We start from the raw sequence: 24,537 nt of genomic DNA on the forward strand, positions 1-24,537 counted from the left end.
AAATTGCTTCGCAATTTTGTCGCAAGCTTCTCGCAATGACGGGGCGAGAGCAGCGGTCAAAACAAAAACGGCGGGCTTTCCGCCCGCCGTTCTCGTTTGGATGGATGCCCGGGTCGAGCCCGGGCATGACGATCCTGATCTAGTTATCCAAAAAGCTCCGCAGCTTCCGCGACCGTGACGGATGCTTCAGCTTGCGCAGCGCCTTGGCTTCGATCTGGCGGATACGTTCGCGGGTGACCGAGAACTGCTGGCCGACTTCTTCCAGCGTGTGGTCGGTGTTCATGCCGATGCCGAAGCGCATGCGCAGCACGCGCTCTTCGCGCGGGGTGAGCGAGGCGAGCACGCGCGTGGTGGTCTCGCGCAGGTTCGACTGGATCGCGGCGTCGATCGGGAGGATCGCGTTCTTGTCCTCGATGAAATCGCCGAGGTGTGAATCCTCTTCGTCACCGACCGGCGTTTCGAGCGAGAGCGGCTCTTTCGCGATCTTGAGGACTTTTCGCACTTTCTCCAAGGGCATGCCGAGCTTTTCGGCGAGTTCCTCAGGAGTCGGCTCGCGGCCGATCTCGTTGAGCATCTGGCGGCTCGTGCGCACGATCTTGTTGATCGTCTCGATCATGTGCACGGGGATGCGGATGGTGCGCGCCTGATCGGCGATCGAGCGGGTGATCGCCTGCCTGATCCACCACGTCGCGTAGGTCGAGAACTTGTAGCCGCGGCGGTATTCGAACTTATCGACCGCCTTCATCAGGCCGATATTGCCTTCCTGGATCAGGTCGAGGAATTGCAGGCCGCGGTTGGTGTACTTCTTGGCGATCGAGATCACGAGACGGAGGTTGGCTTCCACCATCTCCTTCTTGGCCTGGCGTGCCTCGCGCTCGCCCTTCTGCACGGAGTGCACGATCTTGCGGAACTCGACGATCTCGAGGCCGGTCAGCGCAGCGAGCTGATGCACCTCGTGACGGAGGTCCTTGATGCGGTCCTTCTCGTGGTGGACGAAGTTCTTCCAGCCCTTGGCCGACAGTTTTGACACCCGATTGAGCCAGCGCGGATCCAGTTCAGAACCGGTGTAGTTGCGCAAAAAGTCTTCGCGGGCGACGCCGTGGCTGTCGGCGAGGCGCATCAGGCGGCCCTCGTGCGAGACGAGGCGCTTGTTGATGTCGTAGAGCTGCTCGACGAGCGAGTCGATGCGCGCCTGGTTGAGGCGCAGCGACTTCACCTCGACGATGATCTCGTCCTTGAGCTTGCGGTACTTGCGCTCCTGGTGCGGCGACAGCGAGGGACCGTGCGAGGTGCTCTCGAGCTGGTTCTGGATGTCCTGCTCCTGAAGCTTGCGCAGCTTCTTGTAGCTCTCGGCGATCTTGTCGAAGATCTCGACGACCTTCGGCTTGAGCTCGGCCTCGATGGCCGCGAGCGACATCTGGTTCTCGAACTCGTCGTCCTCGTCCATGTCGGCTTCGGCCGCGGCTTCGCCCGGATCCTTGTCCTCGCCGGCCTGGCCGCCGGGAGCGGGCTGGGCTGCGCGGAACGGGGTCGGCGACGGGGGAGCTGCAGGCGGCGCGACATGCGCGGGCGCACCGGCAGCGGCCTGGCCCTCGGCCGGCGCTTCACCGTTCTCGCCGCCCGGACCTGCGATCATCGCGTTGTTCATGCCGGCCTTGGCGTCGGGGCCGGCATAGGTCGCTTCGAGATCGATGATGTCGCGAAGGAAGATCTTCCCTTCGTTGAGCTCGTCGCGCCAGATGATGATGGCCTGGAAGGTCAGCGGGCTTTCGCAGAGGCCCGCGATCATCGCCTCGCGGCCGGCCTCGATGCGCTTGGCAATCGCGATTTCGCCTTCGCGGGAGAGCAGCTCGACTGTGCCCATCTCGCGCAGATACATGCGCACGGGATCGTCGGTGCGCTCGCCCGGCTCGCTCTTCTTGACCTCGGTGACGGCCTTCTGCGTGACCTCGACGAGCTCGTTGTCGGTCTCGTCCTCGCCGCCCTCGTCCTTGTCCTCCTCGCCTTCGCTGTCTTCGGCTTCGGTGACGTTGATGCCCATGTCCGAGAGCATGGACATGATGTCCTCGATCTGCTCCGGGGAGGTCTGGTCGGACGGCAAGACTTCATTGAGCTGATCGAAGGTCACGAAGCCGCGCTTCTTGGCCTGCTTGATCATCTTCTTCACTGCCGCATCGGACAGGTCGAGCAAGGGAGACGGCGCGTCCTGGGAATCCTTCTCCGGAGCGTCCGCTGCCTTGTCGTCCTTTTCCTTGTCCTTCGCCTGCAGCGTCTTTGCCTTGGTGGCCATCCATTGCTCCTAAACGCGTTTCATGCAGACGTGCGCTGCGCCTGCCTGAAATCACCTAAACCTGTTGCTCGACGCTCTCGCTTCGTCAGATCTCGACACGGAAAGGGCGGCGCGCACACATCTCGCCACCCCGACCTTTCTCTCGCCGGATTTGCCTAACGCTTCGTGAGCCTCTTTGTCGCGGCGGATGCAGGTGAAGTGCCAACAGCTGTTGCGCGGATTCATTCCTGACGCGTCTGTTCTGCCTGCGGCCGCGGGGCCAAAGTGCTACAAGACCGTTAAGCCTCGATTAACCCTGTTTTTGCCGCCAAACCTTGGATTTGGCGAGTCTTTTAGCGTTGCCTGGCACGGCCGTCCGCATGATTCTTTCATCACACGCTCTTCTGGAACCGGCCCGACAGCTCGCCGAAACCCTCGATCAGGGCCTCGGTACCGTCGACTTCTCCTATCCGAGCCTTGACGTCACGCAGCCACGCCAAATTGGCCTCGCTGGGGTCCTCCCCCAAGGCCAGCTCGGCGTCTTTCAGCTCTCTAAGTAGTGAATGCCATTGCCGATGCAAGGCAACGAGCTGATGCCAGGTGGCAAGAACGTCGTCGCGCGCCGCGCCCTCGCGGGCGCCCCACACCGCCGCCGTGGTGATGCCGCCCTCAACCCTTTGAAGAACTTGAGAAAATCCGCTCTTATCGAGATCGCTGCGCATCTTCTCCGCCTGCTCCTCGGGGTCCGGGGAGTGATGATGGTCGTTGGCGAAAGCGGCAATGATGGCGGCCCGGAGCTTGTGGGCCTCGGGGTGGGCGAGCTCCAGGGCGGCCACTTCCTCAAGGTGGTCGTGCAGCAGCCAGGGGTGGTTGATCAGGCACTGCAGGATCAGGGCCTCGCGGCGGGAGATCGCGCTCCGCTGTCCGCGCATGATGGGGCTTGCCGCCAGCTGGGGGCTCGCCGCCTGGTAGGGGCCTGAGGGCAGCAGGGTCGGACCCGGCAGACCGCCGCGACGGCCTCCCCCGAATCCTTGCCCGAATCCCTGCCCACCGAATCGATTCGGCTGCCCGCCGCGCTGCTGAAACGGACGGCCGCCGCCTCCTTGACCCTGGCGGAAATTGCCCCTGCCGCCGCGGCCGCCGTCGGGGGAGAAGGTGCGCTGCAGCCGCTCGACGAAATCGTCGCGATAATAGCGCCGCACCACCTCGTCGCGGATGCCGTTCGACAATTCCTTGATGCGCGCTTCCAGCGCGGCGCGGCGCTCGGGCGTAGCGAAGTTGCCGCCTTCGAGCTCGCGCGACCAGATCATGTCCGCGAGCGGACGCGCTGCCGCGATCACCTCCTCGATCGCGCCGCGACCGCCGGAGCGCGCGAGATCGTCGGGGTCCTGTCCCTCCGGCAGCAGCGCGAAACGCAGGCTCTTGCCGGGGCTAAGGAACGGCAACGCGAGATCGGCGGCACGATACGCCGCCTTCTGTCCGGCGCGGTCGCCGTCGAAGCAGAGGATCGGCTCGTCCGCCATCTTCCACAGCAGCGCGAGCTGGTTTTCGGTGAGCGCGGTGCCGAGCGGCGCGACGGCGCCGGGAAATCCGGCGGTGACCATGGCGATGACGTCGACATAGCCTTCGACCACGATCAGCGCGCTGCCGTCATGGGTGGCCTTGCGCGCGGTCTGGTGGTTGTAGAGATTGTCGCCCTTGTGGAAGAGCGGCGTCTCCGGCGAGTTCAGGTACTTTGCCGGAACGTCCTTCTCCAGCGCGCGTCCGCCGAAGGCGATGACACGGCCGCGCAAATCGGTGATCGGAAACATCACGCGATCGCGGAAGCGATCGTAGGGCACGGGAATGTCGTCGCCGCCGATCAGGAGGCCGGTCTCGATCATGTCCTCGACGGAGATTCCGAGCTTGCCGAGATGCTCCTTCAGCGCAAAGCGCTCGGGCGGCGGCGGCGCATAGCCGAGGCGGAACTGCACCTGCGTCGCCGGCGAGATCGCGCGGTCGGCAAGATAGCCGCGCGCCTTGGCGCCAACGCGCGAGGCCAGCGTCTCGGCGAAAAAGTTGGCCGCGAGCTCCATCACGTCGTGCAGCGTGCGGCGGCGCTGCTCGTGCCGCGCCGCATCCGGCGTCACCGCCGGCAGCGGCAGGCCGGCCATGCCGGCGAGCCGCTCGACCGCTTCGGCAAACGGCAGGCCGTCGGTCTCCATCACGAAGGTGATGATGTCGCCGTGCTTGCCAGAGGAGAAGTCGTGGTAAAAACCCTTCTGGTCGTTGACGTAGAAGGACGGCGTCTTCTCCTGCTGGAACGGCGACAGCCCCTTCCACTCCCGCCCCGCCTTCTTCAGCTTGACGCGCTTGCCCACGACTTCGGAGACCGAAAGCCGGGCACGCAGCTCGTCGAGGAATTGGGGCGTGAAGCGCATGGGCTCTGTGTAGCGCGAACCAGAGTGAGTCGGGCGAAGGAACAGGGATATAGGTGCGGCGGGCCCAGAAGTCAGGTTTGTCGGGATTATGCGCGCTGTTCACAGCCCCCTCCGTCATTCCGGGGCGTCCGCAGGGCGAGCCCGGAGCGCGGGAAAAGCTTGAACCCGGCCGGGTTCCACGCTTCGATGGGCCATGTTCAGGACCTTTCGGGGCGGCCAGAGCGGGGGCTGGCGCGTGACCTCGCTATCATCAGTGACGGGCGAGCCCCTGCCCTTCATGCCGGCGCTGTCGGTGACCGACGGCGACGCCGTCGCGCTGCCGCTGGTGCCCTCGCGCAATGCGTGGCGTCTCGTCGGCGTGCCGAGCAGCCTGCGCTACACCGAGCGGCCCGAGAAGCAGCAGCTCGTCGCGGTGCAGGCCGGCCTCGGCCGGCCGGAGGCGACCAGCGCGGCGCTGATCCCGATCCGCAAATCGCAGGCCTGGTGGGACCTGACCCAGGAGGAGCGGCGCAATATCTTTGAAGACAAGTCGCACCACATCGCGAGCAGCCTTCGTTACCTGCCTGCCATCGCGCGCCAGCTCTATCACTGCCGCGACCTCGGCGAGCCCTTCGATTTCCTGACCTGGTTCGAGTTCGCGCCCGCGCACGCCTCGCTGTTCGAGGAGCTCGTCGACATGCTCAGGCAAACGGAGGAATGGAGCTATGTCGAGCGCGAGGTGGACGTGCGCGTGGTGAAGGAAGTGCTGTCGGCCTGATGCCGCAACGACGGTGCGCTCCCTCGCCCGCTGTCAGTGCTCCAGGAAGCGGCCGGAGGCGATGTGCGGCAGGTCGATGACTGGCCAGTTGTAGACATAGGTCCACGCCGGCGCGGTTGCGCCATCTGAACTCGTCACATCGATCAACTGGCGCAGATATTCGGTCGGCTCCGGAAAACCCTCGCCGCAGGCTTCGTACATGTCGAGCTCGCGGAGCAGTTCGTCGCCTGCGCGCAAGCGGAAGAGCTCGCCGTGCACGATGTCCGAGGACACCTCGGACAACAGCAAGCCCGGATAATGCTTCACCAGCACGAGCCGGCCACGGCACGTGGCTTCACCGATAAAATCCGCATGCTGCGCCAATAGCCGCGCCATCGGATGGTCGAAGCCGCGCATCAGGGTGCCGTAGACGAAGAGACGATCGGAGGTCATGTGGGCTCTATAGCCGGCAATGATGCGGAGTGACAGAGCTGCCGCGCTCCTCGGCCGAGACCACCTTGACACTCACGTCCATGACGTCGAACGCGTCCTGGGTGCCGATATAGATGCCGTGCAGCGGGATCGCCTGGCGCGGGTCGCGGGCGACCGCGACGCGGATGAGATCGCGGGTCCCGACGATGCCGTTGGTCGGATCGAACTCGATCCAGCCCGCGCTCGGCAAGTACACCTGCACCCAGGCATGGGTCGAGCCGCCGCCGACATGGTGCCGGGCGATGTCGTCGGGCACGAAGATGTAACCGGAGACGAAGCGCGCGGCGATGCCGAGGCGGCGCAGCGCCTCGATCATGAACAGCGCGTAGTCGCGGCAGGTGCCGGTGCCCCATCGCAAGGTATCGCATGGGCTCTGCGTGCCCGGCTCGTGGCGCCTGCGGTATCTGAACTGCCGGCGGATCGCGTGCGTGATGCGGCTCAGGATTGCGAACGTCGGCAGCGGCGCATGTTCGTCAACGAAGCCGCGCACCCATGCCGCGATCCTGCCCTCGGCGTCAGGGTATTGCGGCGTGATGTACTGGACGAGATCGGGCAATTCCGCATCGTCATAGGCGAAGGGATAGAAATAGGCGGGATCGTCGGGCGTCAGCGCGAAGTCGTCGACCGGATTGTGCTCGACGGTGACATGCCAGTCGAACACGAGCCTGTCCGCGCGCGCGTCGAAATCGGCGATCGCGACCGAATTGCCTGTTACGTCGTGGATCCAGCGCAGCGACTTCGGCTCGGGCGAAATCCCGAGCCTGTAATCGAGCACGCGCAGATCATGGCCGTCGCTGGGGCGCAGCATGAACCTGTGTTCGCCGAAGGCCACGGGTCTGATGTAGCGATATTCGGTCTTGTGATGAATCGTCAGCAGCGGCATCGTCGGGAGATCATGGTGATGTTGGGCAGACCCATAGACGGCGATTTGTTTGCCCAATTTCCGGGGCGACTGCTTTTTCGATAGGCAATCAGGATGGCTTTCAACACAGCCGAGGCGACGGATCAACTCCTTGGCGACGGCGATATTCCGCCAGTGCATGAGGTGAATGCGGACGGGGCATCGCCCTTCCTGCTCACATCGGACCATTACGGCCGCATTCTGCCGCGCGCGCTCGGCGATCTCGGTATTCCCGAGAGCGAGCTTGTCAGGCACATCGGCTGGGATATCGGCATCGCCGGCGTCGCCGAGCGAATGGCGCAGATGCTGGACGCCCATCTCATCGCACAACGATATTCGCGGCTCGTGATCGACTGCAACCGCCCGCCCGGTGTCGCGAGCTCGATCCCCGTGATGTCGGAGGCGACCGCGATTCCGCGCAACGAGGGACTCACGGAAGGCGAGCGCGCGGCGCGGCGGCGCGAGATCTTCGAGCCGTATCATCATCGCATCGACGCGGTGATCGACGGCCGGCTGCACGACAAGCGGCCGACGGTGCTGGTGTCGCTGCACAGCTTCACGCCCGTTTACGCCGGCGTCGCGCGGCCCTGGCACATCGGCGCGCTGTACAATCGCGATACCGTGCTGCCGAAGCTCCTGCTCAGGCATCTGCGCGCCGAAGGCGATCTCGTCGTCGGCGACAACGAGCCCTATGCGGTGAGCGATCTCAGCGACTACACCATTCCCGTGCACGGCGAGGCGAAAGGTCTCGTCAACACCGGCATCGAGATCCGCCAGGATCTGATCGCGGATCAATCCGGCCAGCAGCAATGGGCGGAGCGACTGGCGCGGATCTTTGCGGAGATCGAGGTGGAGCTGAAGCCGCAGCTGCTGGTGGGTTAGCCCCGGCTCGCGACGAACAGCGCAAGGGCGGCGAGCGAGGTGACGACCTTGCCCGGCGCTTGCGGCCGCCTCGCCTGGATCTGCTCATTTGGCCCGGATCAGGGCCAGCCAGATGCCGCCGCCGATCATGAAGCCGCCGGAGACGCGCGACACCAGGCGGGTGCGGCGCGCCGAGAAAAAGCCGCGGACCTGACCGGCGAGCAGCGCGTAGATTCCGTCGGTCAGGCCGGCGAGCACCATGAAGGTTATCCCGAGCACCAGGACCTGCGACAAATGATCCTTGCTCATGTCCATGAATTGCGGAATGAACGCGCCGAAGAACACCAGCAGCTTCGGGTTCGACAACGCCACCACGAAGCCCTGCAGGAGAAAGCCGCCACGCGGGGGAGGCGGTGGCGCGTCTGCGGAGACGCCCTCGACCGGAGAGCGGATCAGCTTGATGCCGAGCCAGACCAGATAGGCCGCGCCCGCAAAGCGCACCCAGTTGAACCAATAGCCCATCGTCGCCATCAGCGTGGTGAGGCCGACAGCAAGAATGCCGATCACGATCAGCAGCCCCATCTGCACGCCGAGGATGTTGGTCAGCGCCGCGCGCGTGCCGTGGCGCAGGCCGTTGGCGATCACGAGGGTGACGATCGGCCCCGGCAGCAGTGCGAGCGCAATGCAGGCTGCGACGAAGGCAAGATAGGCTTGCATGGAGATCATGGGAGGACTCGCGCTGAAGATGTTTGCGGATATTAATGCATGGCACTCAGCGTCCGTCCAGCGCTGCGGTCACCCATGTCTCCATTTCAGGCGTCTCGAGGAACACGAGCGCTGCGCGCTGGACCGCGCTTGCCTCAGCCTGCCCCTGCGCCGCAGCAACGAACAAATCGCATCGACGAGACACCGCGACGCCTATTGCGGCCTTGCGTGATCCGCCCGGCATGTCGAGATCATAGTGCCGCGCGCGGCCGTGCATCTCGCCGACATGCACCGCCTCGCCCGGCGCGGTCGCCGCAAAGCGCGGGGTGATCAGATCGATATCGGCGACGCGATCGACCTCGTCGTCATCGGCGACGCCGCTGTCGCAATTGCAGAAGCCGCGCTTGGCACGGACATAGAGTTCGGCGCCGTCGCAGCCGCCGCCCTCGCAGCGGAACGCGCGGCCTGCAGGCCAGCCGTCGCGCGGGAACGGCCAGGCAAGCTCGCGCCAATGCGCCGATGTCGGCGCCGGCGACGGCGCGAACTGATACGCGCTGACGCCGGACGCGCCGAGCGCGGCCAGCACGCCCGCGATCGCCGCCACCCGCCGCATCTTCAGTTCTTCGGCAGGCCGGCGACCGCGCGGGCCGGCCCGGTCAGTTCGAGAATGTGCAGGCCGGTGTTGGCGCGGTCGACGATGTAGATGTAGCCCCGCTCGTCGGTCTCGACATTGTTGGTCTGGATCGCGACCTTGCAGCGCTCGCCGCCTTCGACCGGAATGCAGCGCTTGTCGGTCGCCTGCGTGATCGCCGGAATGAAATAGCCGACTTCCCTGGGGTGATAGGGGTCGCGGATGTCGAGCGCGCGCACGCCGGCATTGAAGAAGGCGATGAAGGCCATCTTCTTGTAATAGACCGGCGCCATGCTCTCGTTCGAGGAATGCGACCCGAAGCGGCCGCCACGTTGGCAGAATTGTCCGCTCGCCTCCGGCACCGTGTAGCTCGAGATCATCATCGGCCGCGTCTCGGTGGTGACGTCGGCAAACCACACCATCTGCCGCGCCTCGCCGCATTCGTTCAAGATCGCCTCGTCGACGATCATGACGATGTCACGGGTCTTGCCGTCCTTGTCCTGAGCAAATTCGGCGATGGGCATGTCGAGCATCGGAAACGTCGTGTGGGCGCCGTTGAACGCGGACATCGGCATCCGCGAAATCTCGGGAAAGCGCAGATTGTCCGGCGTCGGCTCCTTCGGACCTGTCAGCAGCTTCTCGCGATCGACGATCTGCAGGATGCCACCCTTGTTGGTGCCGTAGCCGAAATAGACGCGGTTGCCATTCGGTCCGGTCGAGATCGGCCCATGCAGTTCGGTCGGCACCGCGCCGGTCGAGCCGGGCTCCTGGCCGGGAAGGCCGAAGTCGCGGATTTTCTGCGGATGCGCGGGATCGGAGAGATCGTAGATCTGCGTCATGCGCCGCGTGCGCCAGTCCGGCGCGCCGGAGACGAGATAGGCGATGCCGGTGTCGCATTCCCACCAGCTCTTGTGCGTGTCCTTCAAGCCACCGATGCGCGTGATCAACGTGGGGTTTGCCGGATCGGCGACATTCCAGATCTCGTGCGCCTGGCTGCCGAAGGTGCGCAGCATGTAGACCGCGTTGGGATCGCCCTTCGGCAAGCTCTTGCCGTCGCAGACACGCACCATCTGCGCGCCGCCGGATTCGTACTTGCCTTCCTGCCCCGGCAAATGCCTGAGATATCTGGGATGCGCGGGGTCGGTGACGTCGACGATCGAGGTCCCGTTCGGCTCCGCCTGGCCCGTCATCGGATTGACGGGATCGGGTACGTCGTCGGTGCCGCCGTGGTGGCCGATATAGGCGATCCAGCGGTCGCCCTGGCGATGGATGGTCGGTTGATAGGCGCTGCGTGCCTGGAGATCGTTGAAGCCGACCAGCTTCATGTTCGACGCCTCGGGCGGCGCGCCGATGGTCTGCTTCTGGGCGTGGACGACGGTGCTGCCGGCGAAAAGGACGAGGGCGGCAGCAGTCAGGACGCAACGGAACATCAAAGTCCTCCCGGAACCAATCTGCGTTGGCTGATGTTCGAAGCTAGCACAGCCATTTGCACGCGCCAAAGACACCTTCGCTTGCACGTCATTCCGGAAACCGTGCAGCCGTCATCGGGGAGCCCGAAATCCTTCGCCCCGAAATGACCTCACGCTTGACATGCAACCATTAAGTTGCCTATTATCGTCGCCATGGACGAGGTCTTCAAAGCGCTCGCCGATGCGTCGCGACGGTCGCTGCTGGACCGGCTTCACGCCAGAAACGGCCAGACGCTGAACGAGCTTTGCGAGGGCCTCGCGATGACGCGCCAGGCGGTGACGAAGCATCTGGTCATCCTGGAAGAGGCCAATCTGGTCACGACCATCAAGCATGGTCGCGAGAAGCTGCACTATCTCAACCCGGTGCCGATCCATCAGATCGGCGAGCGCTGGATCAGGAAATTCGAGCGCGGCAAGCTCGCCGCACTCGGCGAATTGAAACGCCAGTTGGAGAAGCGCGATGAGTAAGCCGCAATTCGTCTATGTCACCTATATCGAGACCACGCCGGAAAAGCTGTGGCAGGCGCTGACGTCAAGCGACTTCACCAGGCAATACTGGTTCGGCGCCGAGGTCCGTTCCGACTGGACGATCGGCTCGCCCTTCGCACTCACACTCGACGGCGAGGTCACCGACTCCGGCGAAATTCTGGAGGCCGATCCGCCGCGGCGCCTGTCCTACAGCTTCAAGCACCTGAAATACGAGGAACTGCGCGGCGAGCCGGTCTCGCGCGTCGTCTTCACCATCGAACCATTCGGCTCGCTCGTGCGTTTGACCGTATTGCATGACGGCTTCGTCGAAGGCGGCAAATATCTCGGCGCCGTCTCGAACGGCTGGCCGGCCATCCTGTCCCAGCTCAAGAGCCTGCTGGAGACCGGTAAGCTGCTCGGCATCCCGCGCGCCGCGCTCAACAAGGGGTTCGAGGCAAAATGAATCTCGACCAGTTCAAGCCGCTGACGGTCTACACCATCTACATTGCCTCCACGCCGGAGATGGTGTGGCAGGCGCTGACCTCGGCCGAGTTCAGCAAGCAATACTTCTTCGGCAACGCCGTCGAGGTCGAACCGCGGCTCGGTGGCGCCTTCATCCTGCGCACGCCTGACGGCGCGCTGCATATCAGCGGCGAGGTGCTCGCCTACGATCCGCCGCGCAAGCTTGCGGTGACGTTCAACGTCAACTGGCCCGAGTTGATCGAGAAGCTGGGGCCGACCCTCGTCACCTACGAGATCGAGCAGGCCGGCGACGCAGTCCGGCTCACCATGAGCGAAGGCCACGACCGCCCGCTCAGCGACGACATCCTGTCCGGCGGTCGCTCCGGCTGGCCCGCGATCCTTTCGAGCCTCAAGAGCCTGCTCGAAACCGGCAAGCCACTGGTCGTCAAGATGGGCCCGCCACGGCGGATGCTGGATGCATTGAAGGCGATGGGGATCAAGGCGCCGTAGGCCAGCCGAAACCAAGGCCTTCGCCGGGACGACACTACGGCACCGGCACCACCAGCCGCCGATAAAGATGCCAGGTCGCGTGCCCGAGCACCGGCAGCGTCACCACCAGACCGAGGAAATACGGCAGCGCCGACACGATCAGCAGCATCACGATGACGGCGGCCCAGCCGATCATCGGCAGCGGGCTCGTCACCACTGCGCGCACGCTCGTCACCATGGCCGTGACGAAATCGACCTCGCGGTCGAGCAGCAGCGGAAACGACACCACCGTCAGCGAAAACAGGATCAGCGACAGCGCCGCACCGACCGCGTTGCCGATCGCGAGGAACAGCAGGCCCTCGTTCGTCGTCAACACCACCGTCATGAATTCCTGCAGGCTCGAGAACGAGGCGTGCAGGCCGAGCAACAGCGCGATCAAGAGCCGCACCTGGTACATCCAGATCACGAATACGAACAACGTGACGAACGCCATCCAGCCGATCTCGCTGCGAGAGCGTATCGCCGACCAGATTGCGCCAAAGGACACCGGCTCGCCGCGCTCGCGGCGACGGCTCACCTCATAGAGGCCGATCGCCACGAACGGTCCGATCAGGGCGAAGCCTGCGGCCAAGGGATAGACGAGATAGATCACGCCAAAGGCGGTGAGACAGAGCATGATGGTGATGCCGCCGGCGGCGTAGAGCGCACCGAAGCAGAGCCCGTAAAGCGGAAGCGCCTGGAAATCGCGCAGGCCCTCGACCAACGCTTCGGCGATGTCGGTCGTCGCAACGGGACGCACCACAGGATCGACCTTGCCCGAGATGGACATCAACTCCCTCCGTACATCGGCGCGATCTTTCGTCGCACGCGGACCGCAATACTAGCGCCGCCGCGCGTACGCGCAACTTGACGCCGGTCGGCGGCATGATTGTAGCGACGCCGCAATGCGCGCGTGACATAATCTTTGGCCTTCCGTGCGATTTCGCTCCGATGTCTATGGACTGGGCAGAGGATCGTGCCGCAAATTGTACCTCCGAACAAACACGCGCGAAGAGCGGACCCGCCCGACCGATGAGCCTGCGTACCCGGTTACTGATCCTCGTGATCGCGGCCATGCTGGTGCCGGCGAGCCTCGTCGGCTTGCGGTTCATGCAAAACCGCACCAGCGAGATCAACGCGGCCCTGGCCAACCTGGCTGCATCGGCCGACGACATTGCCGCCGATCTCGACGAGAAGATTCAAGGCACCGCGCAGCTTCACTACGGCCTCGCCCGCGCCCGCGACCTCGACACGCGCGACAAGGCGGCATGTTCGGCGTTTCTCTCGGACGTGCGCGAGGAGTATCCGCAGTTCACGGGCATCCTGACCATCGATCCCGATGGCAGCCTGTTCTGCGACTCGCTGCGGACCAACCGAACGCTCGATCTGAACGATCGCGCCTATTTCAAGCAGGCGAAAGTCTCGCAAGGTATCGTCGCGGTCGAGCCGGTGTTCGGCCGCCTGACCGGAACATCAGTGCTCCAGATCGCCTATCCCGTGCGCTCGGATGCCGGCGCGCTCAAGTTCATCCTGCTCGCCTCGTTCAACCTGAACAAATTCGCCGAATTTCACGACAAGCGTTTGCTCGCTCAGAAGGAGATCCTGCTGCTCGACGGCAAGGGAACCATCCTCGTCGCCCCCAAGACGGGTGGCTGGAGCGATCCGGTCGGCGCGTCGATCGCGGGATCCGAACTGTTCCGCTTCGCAGCATCGCCCAATGGCGAATCGTCGCGCGAGGTGACGGATCGCGAGGGCCGCACCCAGGTCTGGGCCGTCGCCCGCTCGCCGTCGATCCGCAAGGCCGGCCTCTATATCATGGTCGGACGGTCCAAGGACGGACTGGTGGCGGCCGCGAACCGCCGGCTCTACGAGGACATGGCAATCCTCGCGGTGGCCTCGTTGCTGCTGCTCGCCGGCGTCTGGATCCTGGCGACCGTGAGCGTCGGGCGCCAGGTCGGACGGCTCGCCGCGATGGCGAAGCGGCTCGGGCTCGGCGATCTCAGCGCACGCATTCCGCCGCCGCATCCGCGCGGCGAGCTCGGCGGATTGATGGTGCTGCTCAACGGCACCGCTGAATCGCTGGAGCAACAGCGCGAGGCCATCGCCGACCTCAGCCACAAGCTCAGCCAGTCGCAGAAAATGGAAGCCATGGGCCAGCTCACCGGCGGCGTGGCGCACGACTTCAACAACCTGCTGACCGTCATTCTCGGCAACTCCGAGCATCTCGCCGACAGGCTGGCGGGCAACAAGGAATTGCAGGGAATCGCCGGCGACATCGCGACCGCCGCCGAGCGCGGCTCCGACCTGACACGCAGCCTGCTCGCCTTCGCGCGCAAACAACCCTTGAGGCCGCGCGAGATCGACATTGCCGAAAAGGTCGTCGGCATGGAGCAATTGTTGCGCCGGTCGCTCGGTGAGCACATCGAGTGCAGCTTCGCCTTCGGAGCGGATCTGTGGTTGACCAGCGTCGATCCCGGCCAGCTTGCAACCGCCCTGCTCAACCTCGTGCTCAACGCGCGCGACGCGATGCCTGACGGCGGCAAATTGACGGTCGAGGTGCGCAATATTTCGCTGAGCCAATCCGACCTCGACGTCAATGGCGAGCCGCAGCCCGGTGACTACGTCATGGTGGCCGTGACCGATACCGGCTGCGGCATGGCAGCGGACGTCGCCAGCCGCGCATTCGAGCCGTTTTTCACCACCAAGGAGGTCGGCAAGGGTACGGGCCTCGGGCTGAGCATGGTCTACGGTTTCGCGCAGCAATCCGGCGGTCTGGTGCAGCTGCAATCCGAAGCGGGGAAAGGCAGCGTGTTCAAGCTGTTCTTCCCGCGCATCGCGGCAGTGCCGACCGAGGACCCCGCTCCCGCGGAGCCCGTGGTCGCTCCAGACGGAAGCGGGACCATTCTCGTCGTCGAGGACGACGACATGGTGCGCGCCTATGTCGAGAGCGAGCTGCGGGCTCTCGGCTACCGCGTCATCGCGACGTCGAACGGGCCCGCGGCGCTGGACGTCCTGCGCAAGTCCGGGGAGATCCAGCTCCTGTTCACCGACGTCGTGATGCCCGGCGGCATGTTCGGACCGGAACTTGCGCGGCAAGCAACCGCCCTGCGGCCCGATCTCAAGGTGCTCCTCACCTCCGGCTACAGCCAAAATCCGGTCAAGACGCCCGACGGTGTCGACGCCCGCATTCTGACAAAGCCGTTCAAGCGACAGGACCTTGCCGCGATGCTGCGGTCGGCACTGTCGGCACCATTGCGCTAGCGAGACACGAGCAGCAGCGCCACACCGAGATTGGCCGCGAACAAGGCCGCGTCGATGACGAAGATCCGGAGCATCGGACCTTTCAGCACGGGCCAGTAAGCGACACCGACGCGTCCACCGCGCATCAAGACCGGAAGATTATAGGCAAACTGGCTGAAGTGGCACGCGGCGAAGAACAGGAACAGCGCAAGCTGCGCCTCGATCGGCTGGAAGAACGACGGACGCGCAGCCAACAGATAGAACGAGAGCAGGCCGATCGGCAGGTTCATCCCGCCCAGGAAGGCGACGCTCGCCGCCAGGGTCGGCGCGATCGGATTGCTGCGCTCTTCCCGCGGCAGCAGGATCTTCAGCGTGTTGGCTTGCGCGATGCTGAACTGGATGAAGGCGCCGCCGAACCAGAGCGCGTTGAGGAGCAGGACGAAATCCGAAAGGTGCATGGTCATTTTCCGTAGAAGGCTTCACTGCGCACCACCCGGCCCGCATCGTCGAAATCCATGAATTCGCTGGCCCTGACATCGCCGAGTTGCCACCACACCGTCAGACGCGTGATTTCCTCGTCCCAGCTCCAGCCCAGGATCTTCAGGTCGGCGCTTTCGACATGACCATAGGCTTCGCGCCAGTAGGCGCGGATGTTCTCGGCGCCCATGACGACTGGCGAGCCGGTCAGCGACGACGCCAAAGGACTGCGCATCTGCGCATCCCCGGCAAAATGCGCGACGACCGCGTCGATGTCGACCTTGCACCAGTTCGCATGCCACGCCGCGACGAAGCGCTCGGCAGCTGCCCGATCCATTTTGCCCGCGCCCATGATGCAGCCCTCCCCCGGCTCGTTGCCGGGAAAGTGGCAAAACAGGCGCTTCATGTCAATACTATTGACTTGAGAGCCGGTCAGTTGTTGTCGGCGATCGTCTCCATGACGGCCATCCATGCCGCCGCGCCGTGCGCCCCGACGCGATCGAACGCCTCGCGCATGACCTTGCGCTCGTGCCCCGATGCCGTTTGCTCGATCCGCTGCCCTGCAGCCGTCAGGCGCAACAGCTTGGAGCGATGCTGCTCGGGCGAGCGCTGCGACGTCACGAGCTTGCGCTCCAGCAACAGGTTGAGCGGCCGGTTCAGCGCTTGCTTGGAAATGCCGAGAACCTCGATCAACGATCCGATCGCGATATCGGGCTGGCGCGCCACCACGTAGAGGATGCGATGGTGCGAGCGCGACAGGCCCTGCCTGGCGAGATAGTCGTCGGCCTCGAGCGTCATTCCACGCCAGCCGTAGTACATGAGTTCCAGCGCCGCATCGAGATCGTGCAGCTTCGTTAACGAGGTGCGGTGAAGCCCCGCGGCTTGAGACGTCTTCGACATTGTCAGCAGCTAACCCCTCGCCCGCAGCTCGCGGCGCAGCACCTTTCCCGTCGCCGTCATCGGCAAGGTCTCGGCGAACGCCACGAAGCGTGGATATTCGTGGGCTGCGAGCTGCACTTTCACAAACTCCTGGATTTCGCGCGCCAGCGTATCTCCCGCAACAAAACCCGGGCGCAGCACGATCCAGGCCTTGATCGATTCCGTCCGGATCGGGTCGGGAATGCCGACTACGGCGGCCATCGCCACCGACGGATGCTTCATCAGCGTATGCTCGATCTCGGACGGGCCGACGCGATAACCGGCGGTCGTGATGACGTCGTCCTCGCGGCTGACATACCAGAAATAGCCGTCCTCGTCCTGCACGCCGAGATCACCGGTCAGCAGGAATTCGCGGGCATATTTCTTCGCCGTCGCCTCCGGGTTGCGCCAGTATTCGATCATGGTGACGGGGCATGGCTGGCGCACACCGATGATGCCGCGCTGGCCGCGCGGCTGTTCCTCACCCTTGTCGTTGACGATGCGGACGTCGAAGCCCGGCGTCGCCTTGCCCATCGAACCGGGCCGGATCGGAAACAGGTTGGAGTTGCTGCCGATCACGAGATTGCACTCGGTCTGACCGAACACTTCATGGGCATCGACGCCAAACGTCTCGCGCACCCAGCCGAGCAATTCGCCGCCGAGCGATTCACCGCCGGTAAAGATGCTGCGCAGCTTGACGCTGGCGTGCTTCACGCCCGCCTGTCGCATCAGCTTCAGCGCGGTCGGCGGCAGGAAGACGTTGCGGACGCCGAGATCGGCCATCATCTGCATCGCCGCCTGCGGGTCGAATTTTCGCGCGCGGTGACCGACCAGCGGAATGCCGTGATACCAGAACGCGAACAGGCCGTTGACGAGCCCGCCGATCCAGGCCCAGTCCGCCGGCGTCCACATCAGATCACCGGGTCGCGGCAGGAAGTTGTGGCACATCTCGACGTTCGGCATATGACCGAGCACGACGCGGTGCGCATGCAGCGCACCCTTGGGATTGCCCGTGGTGCCCGAGGTGTAGATGATGACAGCGGGATCGTCGGCGGAGGTGTCGACCCGCTCGAAGTCGGGCGAAACGCTCTTCACAGCAGCCCAGAATGATTTTGTACCAGCCGGCGCGCGCTCGCCGACGACATAGACGTTCTTCAGATCCGGCAACCGATCGCGAATCTTCGCGAGCTTCTCCCAGCCGCCCTCGTCGGTCACGACAGCCTTGGCCTGCGAATTCGACAGGCGGAATTCCAGCGCGTCCTCGCCGAACAGTGCGAACAGCGGGATCGAGATCATCGCCGAACGGAACGCCGCCATGTGCGCAATCGGCAATTCCAGCGACTGCGACAGGAACACCGCGACGCGGTCGCCGCGCGTGAGCCCGTCAGCCTTCAGCACATTGGCGAAGCGGCGCGACGCCTCGGCGACCTCGTCGAAGGAGGTGCGGGTGGTCGTGCCGTTCTCGTCGACATAAACGAGCGCAAGCCGGCCGGTGCCGTCGGCATGCCGGTCGCAGCACGCCTCCGCGATGTTGAAGCGCGCCGGAATGTCCCAGCGGAAGCTACGATAGAGCTCGTCGTAGGTCCTGGCTTCTGTCAGCATGGCTCAACGCACCGTCGCGAAGAATTTCCTGACATCGCGTACGAACAGCTCGGGCTGCTCGAAGGCAGCGAAGTGTCCGCCCTTCTCCATCTCGCTCCAATGGGTGATGTCCAGGAAATTCGGCTCCATCCAGCGCCGCACTGGCGTGATGATCTCCTTGGGAAACACCGCGACGCCGGTGGGCACCGTCACCTTGGGTGTCGCCCGCCGCTTGCCAAAACTTTCCCAATAGAGCCGCGCGGAAGATGTCGCGGTCTCCGTCGTCCAGTAGAGCATGACGTTATCGAGCAGTTCGTCCTTGCTAAAGATGTTTTCGGGGTGGCCGTTGCAATCGGTCCAGGCCCAGAACTTTTCCAGGATCCAGGCGGCCTGCCCGCTCGGCGAGTCCGTGAGCCCATAGCCGAGCGTCTGCGGCCGCGTCGATTGCTGTTTTGAATAGCCGGAGTCGAGATCGACATAGTGCTTGAGGCCGGCGAGCGCGCGCTTCTCTTCCGGCGTCGGCTCGCCCTCGACCTTCGGCGCGGCGTTGAAGGCGAGGGTGATGTGAATGCCGGCGCAATGTGCGGGGTCCTGCGCGCCGAGCGAGGTCGTCACCGCCGAGCCCGAGTCGCCGCCTTGTGCGCCGTAACGCGCGTAGCCCAGCCGGTCCATCAGCTTTACCCAGGTCGCAGCGATGCGGTCGACGCCCCAGCCGGTGGTCTTGGGCTTCGCCGAGAAGCCGAAGCCCGGCAACGAGGGACAGATGACGTGGAAGGCATCCGCGGGATTGCCGCCGTGCGCGGCAGGATCGGTGAGCGGCGCAATCACCTTCTGGAATTCGACGATCGAGCCGGGCCAGCCATGGGTGATGATCAGCGGCAGCGCGTTTGCTTCTTCCGAACGGACATGCAGGAAGTGGATGTCGAGCCCGTCGATCTCGGTGGTGAACTGATCGAAGCGGTTGAGCTTTGCCTCACGCGCGCGCCAGTCGTAACCGTCGGCCCAATAGGCGCTGATTTCCTGGATCCATTTCAGCGGCGTGCCCTGGCTCCAGTCGTCGACCAGCTCCGCCTCCGGCCAGCGCGTACGTGCGAGGCGTGATTTGAGGTCGGCGAGGATGTCGTCGCCGATGGCGATGCGGAACGGTTTGATGGCGCCGGTCATCGGTTGCCTCCCCATTCTTGTCGTCATTCCGGGGCGCGCGAAGCGCGAGCCCGGAATCCAGTAAGCAACGGACCCAGCGGCGCGATGAATTCTCTGATGCGCAATCGCGCATCAAAGCTCGACGCTCCTCACCTCGCCCCGGAACGACGGCTAGCCCGACAGCGCGGCCTTCACGAGACCGGACGCCTTGCCGAAGTCCATCTGTCCCGCGTACTTCGCACGCAACACCGCGATTACCTTGCCCATGTCCTTCATGCCTGCGGCACCGGTCTCGGTGATTGCGCCCGCGATCGCCGTCTTCACCTCGTCGTCGGACATCTGCTTCGGCAAGTAGGCCGAGATCACCGCGATCTCCTCGCGCTCTTGGGCTGCGAGCTCGGCGCGGCCGCCCTTGTCGTAGAGCTCGACCGACTCCTGGCGCTGCTTGATCATCTTCTGCAACACGGCGAGAAGGTCGGCGTCCGTCAGCGGCGGCTTGCCCTGGCCGCGCGCGTCGATGTCGGCATTCTTGATGGTCGAATTCACCATGCGCAGCGTGGAGAGCTTCCGCTCCTCCTTGGCCTTCATGGCCTCCTTGACCGCATTGTTGATGTCGTCGCGCAGCATGATCGTGATCCCTTCGAATATCCGACGCCTGATCTAGGCCGTTCGAGCCCCTGATACAACCGGAGTTCCGAGCCATTCGACCAGCGCCCGTGTTGTCGCCTCGGGTTGCTCCGGCTGCGGCAGGTGCCCGCAATTGGCCAGCACGACCAGCTTCGCGCCTGCGATCCCCTCCGCCATCTCCTTCGAGAAGGCGTTGGGAATGGTGTTGTCCTGATCGCCCGTCAGCACCAGCGTCGGGCATCTGATCGTCGCCAATGTCGGCCGTGAATCCACCCGCGCGATGATCGCGGTCTGTTGGCGGATATACGCGTCCACGCCGACGTCATCGCCCTGCGCGTGAACGAGTTGGCGAATGGCGGAATCATCCCGGCGCGACGGATGCACCAGTTCGGGAAACATCTCCTCGCGTGCCGCGCGCAGCTCGCCGCGCTTGGCGCGCTCCATCAGCCCGCGGCGACGGGCGGTGGCTTCGGGCGTATCGGGCCGGGCCTGGGTGTTGATCAAAGCAAGCTTCATCACCCGCTCGGGGGCCTGGCGCATGATCTCCAGCGCGATGTACCCGCCCATGGAATGACCCGCGAGCGCGAAACGCGGCGGCGCCTCGCAAAGGACGCGGGCCGTGATCGCGCTCATGCTGTCGTCGCGGATATGGTTGGCAACCATCACCGGGCCGAAGCGCCAGAGCGCCGGAATTACGGGGGCGTAGATGCGGGCCGAAGAGGCCAGCCCCGGAATCAGCACAACGGGGATGGTCTGGTCCATTATTGCCTCGCAAGCCCAGGAATTTGCCGGAAATTGTTCTGCCAAGCTTAAGTGCCGGAAGAGACCTGTCAAATATGCAAAAACGCATGTGAATCCGCCGTTTCCCGCTTTGACGGGCGCGTGCGGGGGGCTTATGAAGCGGGCTCATGACACAACATGAAAACGATACCGCCTGGCCGGACCATAAACCGACCGCGCTCCTCGTGCTTGCCGATGGCACGGTGCTCGAAGGCTTCGGTCTCGGCGCCGAGGGCCACGCCGTCGGAGAAGTCTGCTTCAACACCGCGATGACCGGCTACGAGGAGATCCTCACCGATCCCTCCTATGCCGGCCAGCTCATCACCTTCACTTTCCCGCATATCGGCAATGTCGGTACCAACGAGGAAGACATCGAGACGGTGAACATGGCGGCGACGCCGGGCGCGCGCGGCGTGATCCTGCGCACCGCGATCACCGATCCCTCGAATTACCGCGCCACCAAGCATCTCGACGCCTGGCTGAAGGCGCGCGGCATCATCGGCCTCTCCGGCATCGACACCCGCGCGCTGACCGCGCTGATCCGCAGCAAGGGCATGCCCAACGCCGTGATCGCGCATTCCAAGACCGGCGAGTTCGACCTGCATGGCCTGAAGGAAGAGGCGCGCGAATGGCCCGGCCTCGAGGGCATGGACCTCGTGCCGATGGTCACCTCCGGGCAGCGCTTCACCTGGGACGAGACGCCCTGGCTGTGGGACAAGGGTTTTGGCCAGCAGGACAAGCCTGAGTTCAACGTGGTCGCCATCGACTACGGCATCAAGCGCAACATCCTGCGCCTGCTCGCCGGCGTCGGCTGCAAGGTGACGGTGGTGCCGGCGACGACCTCGTCCCAAGACATTCTGGCCATGAAGCCGGACGGCGTGTTCCTGTCGAACGGCCCGGGTGATCCGGCCGCCACCGGCAAATATGCCGTGCCTGTGATCCAGGACGTCATCAAATCAGGCACGCCGACCTTCGGCATTTGCCTCGGTCATCAGATGCTCGGCCTCGCCGTCGGTGCGAAGACGAAGAAGATGCATCAGGGCCATCACGGCGCCAATCATCCCGTGAAGGACGAGACCACCGGCAAGGTCGAGATCACCTCGATGAACCACGGTTTTGCCGTGGACGAGAAGACGTTGCCGAAGGGCGCGACGCAGACCCACATCTCGCTGTTCGACGGATCCAATTGCGGCATCCAGCTCGACGGCAAGCCGGTGTTCTCGGTGCAGTATCACCCCGAGGCCTCGCCGGGCCCGCGCGACTCGCACTATCTGTTCCAGCGCTTTGCCGATCTGATGCGGCAGAAGAAGAGCGCGTAAGGCAACGAAACCGCCGGCGGACAATCCCGCCGGCGACGTCACGGACGCATGAACATGAAGTCCGTATCGGGATCGCAATTCTCGGCGATGAAGCGCAGCTCGGCCTGGATGTCGGCGACCGACCTCGTCTCCAGATATTTCGCGACCACGAGATTGAGCAGGGCACGGCAGACGGCCTCGTACCCGAGACCTGAAGTCTCGGCCTCGTCGATCGCCGCTGAAAAATGGCGCTGCGCAACATCGGATGCGTACATGGCGTTCCATCCCTTTTCCCTTGGGTTGCGTGCCCCTGAATGGCCGCCCGCGCCTTGATCTCCCTCAAGGCAGCGTGCTGTCTCGGGAACAAGCGCGGTTGCGCCGTCTTGACTCCTTGTCCAACGCTCCCGGGAGCCCGACCATGTCCGTCGTCCGCGACTATGCCGAGCCACTCGCCATCGTGTTCGAGGACGACGGGCTCGTGCCGAACAACGTTCTGCCGTTTCTGGTCTACCAGGGCGCGGTGACGCTCGATCCGAAGCAGCCGGAAGAGACGATCGAAAACCTGTTCGAGACGAACAATTGGGGCGGTACGTGGCGCAACGGCGTTTACGACTATCTGCATTACCACGCGACCGTGCATGAGGTGCTTGGCGTCGCGCGCGGTCGTGCCCGCGTTCGCTTCGGCGGCGATCACGGTCAGGAGCTTGAGATCAAGGCCGGCGATGTCGCCATCCTGCCGGCCGGTACGGGACATCAGTGCATCACATCGAGCGATGATTTCTGCGTGATCGGCGCCTACCCGCCGGGCGCGAGGATGGAGATCACGCGGGCAACGCCGGAGAACCACGCCAGGGCGCTGAAGACGATTCCGAACGTTGCGCGGCCGCCGGCTGATCCGGTGACCGGCAAGCATGGCGCATTGATGCGGTTGTGGCGGAGTTAGCCGCGGTCACACAACAATTTTCGCTGTCGTCCCGGCCTTCGCCTGGCCTGCGCCGGGACGACGGTTTGGATGGATATCGCCGATCAACTACGCCTCGTTGCCGCCTTCCTGGCGGGTCGCCTCGAACAGAAACCACGTCCGGCGCTCGGTCTCGTCGATGAAGACTTCGAGGATGCTGGCGCTGGCGACGTCGCCGGCATCGTCGCAGACCTCGTGCGCTTTGCGCATCGCCGACGCGACGTGCTTGTTGTCCTGCATCAGTTCGCGCAGCATCTCGCGCGGCGGGACGTAGTCCTCGTTGTTGTCCTTGATGGTCTGGAGCTTGGCGACCTGGCCGATCGACTTCAGCGTGGTGCCGCCGATCTTGCGGACGCGCTCGGCGAGTTGATCTGTGGTGGCGAAGATCTGGTCGGACTGCTCGTCGAGCAGGAGGTGATAGTCGCGGAAATGCCGGCCGCTGATGTGCCAGTGGAAATTCTTGGTCTTGAGGTACAGCGCGAACGCGTCGGCCAGAAGCACGTTCAGCGCCTCCGAGACCTTGTTGGCTGCCTGGGGCTGCAAATCGGTGGGGGTGTCGAGGTCGGGGGAGACTTTGCTGGGGGCTTTGCTCACGGGAAACCTTCCTGTTAGGACGCGGACATTGACGGCGCGCCGTCGCACCCCTAACGCAAGGCGGGCAGCGCGGTTCCTGGAGAGGAACCGCAGGGCGGGATACCATGGACGATTGGATCGATTACTACGACTCGACGCATACGATCTATGTCAGCAAGCTGCATCGCGATTTGCACTTCCAGATCATCGCGCGGGACATCATCGGCTACATCACCTCGCCCGAGGCGACGGTGCTCGACTATGCCTGCGGCGAGGCGCTGTCGGCGAGCCAGGTGGCGGCCGCCTGCGGCCAGTTGATCCTGGCCGAGCCCGCTCCCGGCGTGCGCGGCCGGCTGATCGCGCGGTTTGCGCCCAACACCAAGGTTCGTGTCCGTTCGCTCGACGATGTCCGCAAGATGCAGGACCAGTCGATCGACCTCGTCGTCATGAACTCGGTCGCACAATACATGACGGCGGAGGAGCTCGATGCCGCACTCATCAACGTCAGGCGGATCCTGAAGCCGTCGGGCAAGCTGGTGCTCGGCGATATCCTCCAGCCGCATGTCGGCATGGTCAGGGACGTGACGGCGCTGCTCTCCTTCGGCCTGCGTCACGGTTTCCTGAAGGACGCACTGATCGGGCTCGTCAGCACCGCCCTGTCGGACTACCGTCAATTGCGCTCGCGCATCGGGCTGCAGCGCTACAGCGAGGACGAAATCACAGCCAAGCTGAAGGCGGCAGGCTTCGCCAGCCAGCGCGCCAGCACCAATATCGGCCACAACCGCTGGCGCATGACCCTCATCGCCCGTCCGCCGCTCGTGCGTTAAGCATAACAACCACCCGAGGTGGCTTGTCGCAGCTCGATCGGCAATGATCGCCGTGGCCCGGTGGCGGAAGCGTCTACGCGAGAGCAGTGCATTGCTCTACATCCTGGTTCAAATCCAGGCCGGGTCTCCACGCTTCGCCCCTTCGGGGCTACGCGTGGCGCAGCCACGCA

Annotated in this window: 26 protein-coding genes and 1 tRNA gene; 10 read left to right on the forward strand and 17 right to left on the reverse strand. The window is 64.4% G+C overall.

The window, feature by feature from the left end; translation table 11 throughout:
- Window positions 1–139: 139 nt before the first annotated feature.
- Window positions 140–2,290 carry an RNA polymerase sigma factor RpoD gene (gene rpoD, locus XH90_RS29110; protein WP_194477708.1) on the reverse strand — a complete coding sequence of 717 codons (2,151 nt, stop codon included), beginning with the start codon at window positions 2,288–2,290 and terminating at the stop codon, window positions 140–142.
- Between the two features lie 371 nt (window positions 2,291–2,661).
- Window positions 2,662–4,689 (reverse strand): DNA primase, encoded by a 2,028-nt coding sequence (dnaG, locus tag XH90_RS29115; RefSeq protein ID WP_194477709.1) that lies wholly within the window; start codon window positions 4,687–4,689, stop codon window positions 2,662–2,664.
- Window positions 4,690–4,882: 193 nt separating this feature from the next.
- Between dnaG and XH90_RS29120 the strand changes: the two genes are divergently transcribed.
- Entirely contained in the window at window positions 4,883–5,446 is a 564-nt protein-coding gene (locus tag XH90_RS29120; RefSeq protein WP_194477710.1) for a chlorite dismutase family protein, read from the forward strand.
- A gap of 33 nt (window positions 5,447–5,479) precedes the next feature.
- On the opposite strand, the gene XH90_RS29125 is transcribed toward XH90_RS29120, so the two are convergent.
- A complete protein-coding gene (locus tag XH90_RS29125) occupies window positions 5,480–5,878 on the reverse strand; it encodes a gamma-glutamylcyclotransferase (protein ID WP_194477711.1) in 399 nt (132 codons plus the stop codon).
- Window positions 5,879–5,885: 7 nt separating this feature from the next.
- Window positions 5,886–6,800 carry a transglutaminase family protein gene (locus XH90_RS29130; RefSeq protein ID WP_194477712.1) on the reverse strand — a complete coding sequence of 305 codons (915 nt, stop codon included), beginning with the start codon at window positions 6,798–6,800 and terminating at the stop codon, window positions 5,886–5,888.
- A 93-nt stretch (window positions 6,801–6,893) separates the two neighbouring features.
- On the opposite strand from XH90_RS29130, the gene XH90_RS29135 reads away from it, so the two are divergent.
- Complete coding sequence (locus XH90_RS29135; protein WP_194477713.1) at window positions 6,894–7,700, forward strand: N-formylglutamate amidohydrolase; 807 nt, start codon at window positions 6,894–6,896, stop codon at window positions 7,698–7,700.
- Between the two features lie 84 nt (window positions 7,701–7,784).
- Here the strand turns inward: XH90_RS29135 and XH90_RS29140 are convergent, their stop codons facing one another.
- Genes XH90_RS29140 through XH90_RS29150 form a run of 3 tightly spaced genes read right to left on the reverse strand, consistent with a single transcriptional unit; the run spans window position 7,785 to window position 10,445 of the window.
- Window positions 7,785–8,405: a LysE family translocator gene (locus XH90_RS29140; RefSeq protein ID WP_194477714.1), complete on the reverse strand. Its 621-nt coding sequence runs from the start codon at window positions 8,403–8,405 to the stop codon at window positions 7,785–7,787.
- Between the two features lie 46 nt (window positions 8,406–8,451).
- A complete protein-coding gene (locus XH90_RS29145) occupies window positions 8,452–8,997 on the reverse strand; it encodes a hypothetical protein (protein WP_194477715.1) in 546 nt (181 codons plus the stop codon).
- Window positions 8,998–8,999: 2 nt separating this feature from the next.
- Entirely contained in the window at window positions 9,000–10,445 is a 1,446-nt protein-coding gene (locus XH90_RS29150) for an LVIVD repeat-containing protein (protein WP_194477716.1), read from the reverse strand.
- A gap of 192 nt (window positions 10,446–10,637) precedes the next feature.
- Here XH90_RS29150 and XH90_RS29155 point away from each other — a divergent pair, with 192 nt between their 5' ends.
- The 3 genes from XH90_RS29155 to XH90_RS29165 are packed head-to-tail and all read left to right on the forward strand — an operon-like array spanning window position 10,638 to window position 11,924.
- A complete protein-coding gene (locus XH90_RS29155) occupies window positions 10,638–10,952 on the forward strand; it encodes a helix-turn-helix transcriptional regulator (protein WP_097657644.1) in 315 nt (104 codons plus the stop codon).
- On the forward strand, window positions 10,945–11,415 hold the full coding sequence (locus XH90_RS29160; RefSeq protein ID WP_194477717.1) for an SRPBCC family protein: 471 nt from the start codon (window positions 10,945–10,947) through the stop codon (window positions 11,413–11,415). The genes XH90_RS29155 and XH90_RS29160 overlap by 8 nt, the downstream gene beginning before the upstream one ends.
- On the forward strand, window positions 11,412–11,924 hold the full coding sequence (locus XH90_RS29165) for an SRPBCC family protein (protein ID WP_194477718.1): 513 nt from the start codon (window positions 11,412–11,414) through the stop codon (window positions 11,922–11,924). The genes XH90_RS29160 and XH90_RS29165 overlap by 4 nt, the downstream gene beginning before the upstream one ends.
- 34 nt (window positions 11,925–11,958) lie before the next feature.
- Here XH90_RS29165 and XH90_RS29170 read toward each other — a convergent pair whose 3' ends face one another.
- A complete protein-coding gene (locus XH90_RS29170) occupies window positions 11,959–12,732 on the reverse strand; it encodes a DUF2189 domain-containing protein (protein ID WP_194477719.1) in 774 nt (257 codons plus the stop codon).
- Window positions 12,733–12,974: 242 nt separating this feature from the next.
- On the opposite strand from XH90_RS29170, the gene XH90_RS29175 reads away from it, so the two are divergent.
- Window positions 12,975–15,203, forward strand: coding sequence for an ATP-binding protein (locus tag XH90_RS29175; protein WP_194477720.1), 2,229 nt, complete (start codon window positions 12,975–12,977; stop codon window positions 15,201–15,203).
- Here XH90_RS29175 and XH90_RS29180 read toward each other — a convergent pair.
- From XH90_RS29180 to XH90_RS29210, 7 genes are all read right to left on the reverse strand, one after another.
- Window positions 15,200–15,640: a hypothetical protein gene (locus XH90_RS29180; protein ID WP_194477721.1), complete on the reverse strand. Its 441-nt coding sequence runs from the start codon at window positions 15,638–15,640 to the stop codon at window positions 15,200–15,202. The genes XH90_RS29175 and XH90_RS29180 overlap by 4 nt on opposite strands.
- A gap of 2 nt (window positions 15,641–15,642) precedes the next feature.
- The gene (locus XH90_RS29185; RefSeq protein WP_194482850.1) at window positions 15,643–16,011 is read right to left on the reverse strand and encodes a nuclear transport factor 2 family protein; all 369 of its coding nucleotides are present in this window, start codon (window positions 16,009–16,011) and stop codon (window positions 15,643–15,645) included.
- Window positions 16,012–16,091: 80 nt separating this feature from the next.
- Window positions 16,092–16,559 carry a MarR family winged helix-turn-helix transcriptional regulator gene (locus XH90_RS29190; protein WP_194477722.1) on the reverse strand — a complete coding sequence of 156 codons (468 nt, stop codon included), beginning with the start codon at window positions 16,557–16,559 and terminating at the stop codon, window positions 16,092–16,094.
- A 9-nt stretch (window positions 16,560–16,568) separates the two neighbouring features.
- Window positions 16,569–18,179, reverse strand: a complete 1,611-nt coding sequence (locus tag XH90_RS29195) for an acyl-CoA synthetase (RefSeq protein WP_194477723.1) — start codon at window positions 18,177–18,179, stop codon at window positions 16,569–16,571.
- A gap of 3 nt (window positions 18,180–18,182) precedes the next feature.
- Window positions 18,183–19,322 (reverse strand): epoxide hydrolase family protein, encoded by a 1,140-nt coding sequence (locus XH90_RS29200; protein WP_194477724.1) that lies wholly within the window; start codon window positions 19,320–19,322, stop codon window positions 18,183–18,185.
- Window positions 19,323–19,472: 150 nt separating this feature from the next.
- Window positions 19,473–19,928, reverse strand: coding sequence for a GatB/YqeY domain-containing protein (locus XH90_RS29205; protein ID WP_194477725.1), 456 nt, complete (start codon window positions 19,926–19,928; stop codon window positions 19,473–19,475).
- A gap of 33 nt (window positions 19,929–19,961) precedes the next feature.
- Window positions 19,962–20,690, reverse strand: a complete 729-nt coding sequence (locus XH90_RS29210) for an alpha/beta fold hydrolase (RefSeq protein WP_194477726.1) — start codon at window positions 20,688–20,690, stop codon at window positions 19,962–19,964.
- 146 nt (window positions 20,691–20,836) lie between these two features.
- On the opposite strand from XH90_RS29210, the gene carA reads away from it, so the two are divergent.
- On the forward strand, window positions 20,837–22,027 hold the full coding sequence (carA, locus tag XH90_RS29215; RefSeq protein ID WP_194477727.1) for a glutamine-hydrolyzing carbamoyl-phosphate synthase small subunit: 1,191 nt from the start codon (window positions 20,837–20,839) through the stop codon (window positions 22,025–22,027).
- Between the two features lie 38 nt (window positions 22,028–22,065).
- Here the strand turns inward: carA and XH90_RS29220 are convergent, their stop codons facing one another.
- On the reverse strand, window positions 22,066–22,281 hold the full coding sequence (locus tag XH90_RS29220) for a hypothetical protein (protein ID WP_194477728.1): 216 nt from the start codon (window positions 22,279–22,281) through the stop codon (window positions 22,066–22,068).
- Window positions 22,282–22,424: 143 nt separating this feature from the next.
- Between XH90_RS29220 and XH90_RS29225 the strand changes: the two genes are divergently transcribed.
- Window positions 22,425–22,949, forward strand: coding sequence for a cupin domain-containing protein (locus XH90_RS29225; protein ID WP_194477729.1), 525 nt, complete (start codon window positions 22,425–22,427; stop codon window positions 22,947–22,949).
- 87 nt (window positions 22,950–23,036) lie between these two features.
- Here the strand turns inward: XH90_RS29225 and XH90_RS29230 are convergent, their stop codons facing one another.
- On the reverse strand, window positions 23,037–23,561 hold the full coding sequence (locus XH90_RS29230; RefSeq protein WP_194477730.1) for a Dps family protein: 525 nt from the start codon (window positions 23,559–23,561) through the stop codon (window positions 23,037–23,039).
- A 104-nt stretch (window positions 23,562–23,665) separates the two neighbouring features.
- Here XH90_RS29230 and XH90_RS29235 point away from each other — a divergent pair, with 104 nt between their 5' ends.
- A complete protein-coding gene (locus tag XH90_RS29235) occupies window positions 23,666–24,367 on the forward strand; it encodes a class I SAM-dependent methyltransferase (protein WP_194477731.1) in 702 nt (233 codons plus the stop codon).
- Window positions 24,368–24,421: 54 nt separating this feature from the next.
- Window positions 24,422–24,497 (forward strand) — tRNA-Ala (locus tag XH90_RS29240).
- Window positions 24,498–24,537: the final 40 nt, after the last annotated feature.

The organism is Bradyrhizobium sp. CCBAU 53338, assembly GCF_015291665.1.
Taxonomy (GTDB): Bacteria; Pseudomonadota; Alphaproteobacteria; order Rhizobiales; family Xanthobacteraceae; genus Bradyrhizobium.

What these genes read in the sequence shown, in the direction of transcription:
- rpoD (WP_194477708.1), bottom strand. Translation starts at nt 2,290, where the DNA reads ATGGCCACCAAGGCAAAGACGCTGCAGGCGAAGGACAAGGAAAAGGAC.
- dnaG (WP_194477709.1), bottom strand. Translation starts at nt 4,689, where the DNA reads ATGCGCTTCACGCCCCAATTCCTCGACGAGCTGCGTGCCCGGCTTTCG.
- XH90_RS29120 (WP_194477710.1), top strand. Translation starts at nt 4,883, where the DNA reads ATGTTCAGGACCTTTCGGGGCGGCCAGAGCGGGGGCTGGCGCGTGACC.
- XH90_RS29125 (WP_194477711.1), bottom strand. Translation starts at nt 5,878, where the DNA reads ATGACCTCCGATCGTCTCTTCGTCTACGGCACCCTGATGCGCGGCTTC.
- XH90_RS29130 (WP_194477712.1), bottom strand. Translation starts at nt 6,800, where the DNA reads ATGCCGCTGCTGACGATTCATCACAAGACCGAATATCGCTACATCAGA.
- XH90_RS29135 (WP_194477713.1), top strand. Translation starts at nt 6,894, where the DNA reads ATGGCTTTCAACACAGCCGAGGCGACGGATCAACTCCTTGGCGACGGC.
- XH90_RS29140 (WP_194477714.1), bottom strand. Translation starts at nt 8,405, where the DNA reads ATGATCTCCATGCAAGCCTATCTTGCCTTCGTCGCAGCCTGCATTGCG.
- XH90_RS29145 (WP_194477715.1), bottom strand. Translation starts at nt 8,997, where the DNA reads ATGCGGCGGGTGGCGGCGATCGCGGGCGTGCTGGCCGCGCTCGGCGCG.
- XH90_RS29150 (WP_194477716.1), bottom strand. Translation starts at nt 10,445, where the DNA reads ATGTTCCGTTGCGTCCTGACTGCTGCCGCCCTCGTCCTTTTCGCCGGC.
- XH90_RS29155 (WP_097657644.1), top strand. Translation starts at nt 10,638, where the DNA reads ATGGACGAGGTCTTCAAAGCGCTCGCCGATGCGTCGCGACGGTCGCTG.
- XH90_RS29160 (WP_194477717.1), top strand. Translation starts at nt 10,945, where the DNA reads ATGAGTAAGCCGCAATTCGTCTATGTCACCTATATCGAGACCACGCCG.
- XH90_RS29165 (WP_194477718.1), top strand. Translation starts at nt 11,412, where the DNA reads ATGAATCTCGACCAGTTCAAGCCGCTGACGGTCTACACCATCTACATT.
- XH90_RS29170 (WP_194477719.1), bottom strand. Translation starts at nt 12,732, where the DNA reads ATGTCCATCTCGGGCAAGGTCGATCCTGTGGTGCGTCCCGTTGCGACG.
- XH90_RS29175 (WP_194477720.1), top strand. Translation starts at nt 12,975, where the DNA reads ATGAGCCTGCGTACCCGGTTACTGATCCTCGTGATCGCGGCCATGCTG.
- XH90_RS29180 (WP_194477721.1), bottom strand. Translation starts at nt 15,640, where the DNA reads ATGCACCTTTCGGATTTCGTCCTGCTCCTCAACGCGCTCTGGTTCGGC.
- XH90_RS29185 (WP_194482850.1), bottom strand. Translation starts at nt 16,011, where the DNA reads ATGGGCGCGGGCAAAATGGATCGGGCAGCTGCCGAGCGCTTCGTCGCG.
- XH90_RS29190 (WP_194477722.1), bottom strand. Translation starts at nt 16,559, where the DNA reads ATGTCGAAGACGTCTCAAGCCGCGGGGCTTCACCGCACCTCGTTAACG.
- XH90_RS29195 (WP_194477723.1), bottom strand. Translation starts at nt 18,179, where the DNA reads ATGCTGACAGAAGCCAGGACCTACGACGAGCTCTATCGTAGCTTCCGC.
- XH90_RS29200 (WP_194477724.1), bottom strand. Translation starts at nt 19,322, where the DNA reads ATGACCGGCGCCATCAAACCGTTCCGCATCGCCATCGGCGACGACATC.
- XH90_RS29205 (WP_194477725.1), bottom strand. Translation starts at nt 19,928, where the DNA reads ATGCTGCGCGACGACATCAACAATGCGGTCAAGGAGGCCATGAAGGCC.
- XH90_RS29210 (WP_194477726.1), bottom strand. Translation starts at nt 20,690, where the DNA reads ATGGACCAGACCATCCCCGTTGTGCTGATTCCGGGGCTGGCCTCTTCG.
- carA (WP_194477727.1), top strand. Translation starts at nt 20,837, where the DNA reads ATGACACAACATGAAAACGATACCGCCTGGCCGGACCATAAACCGACC.
- XH90_RS29220 (WP_194477728.1), bottom strand. Translation starts at nt 22,281, where the DNA reads ATGTACGCATCCGATGTTGCGCAGCGCCATTTTTCAGCGGCGATCGAC.
- XH90_RS29225 (WP_194477729.1), top strand. Translation starts at nt 22,425, where the DNA reads ATGTCCGTCGTCCGCGACTATGCCGAGCCACTCGCCATCGTGTTCGAG.
- XH90_RS29235 (WP_194477731.1), top strand. Translation starts at nt 23,666, where the DNA reads ATGGACGATTGGATCGATTACTACGACTCGACGCATACGATCTATGTC.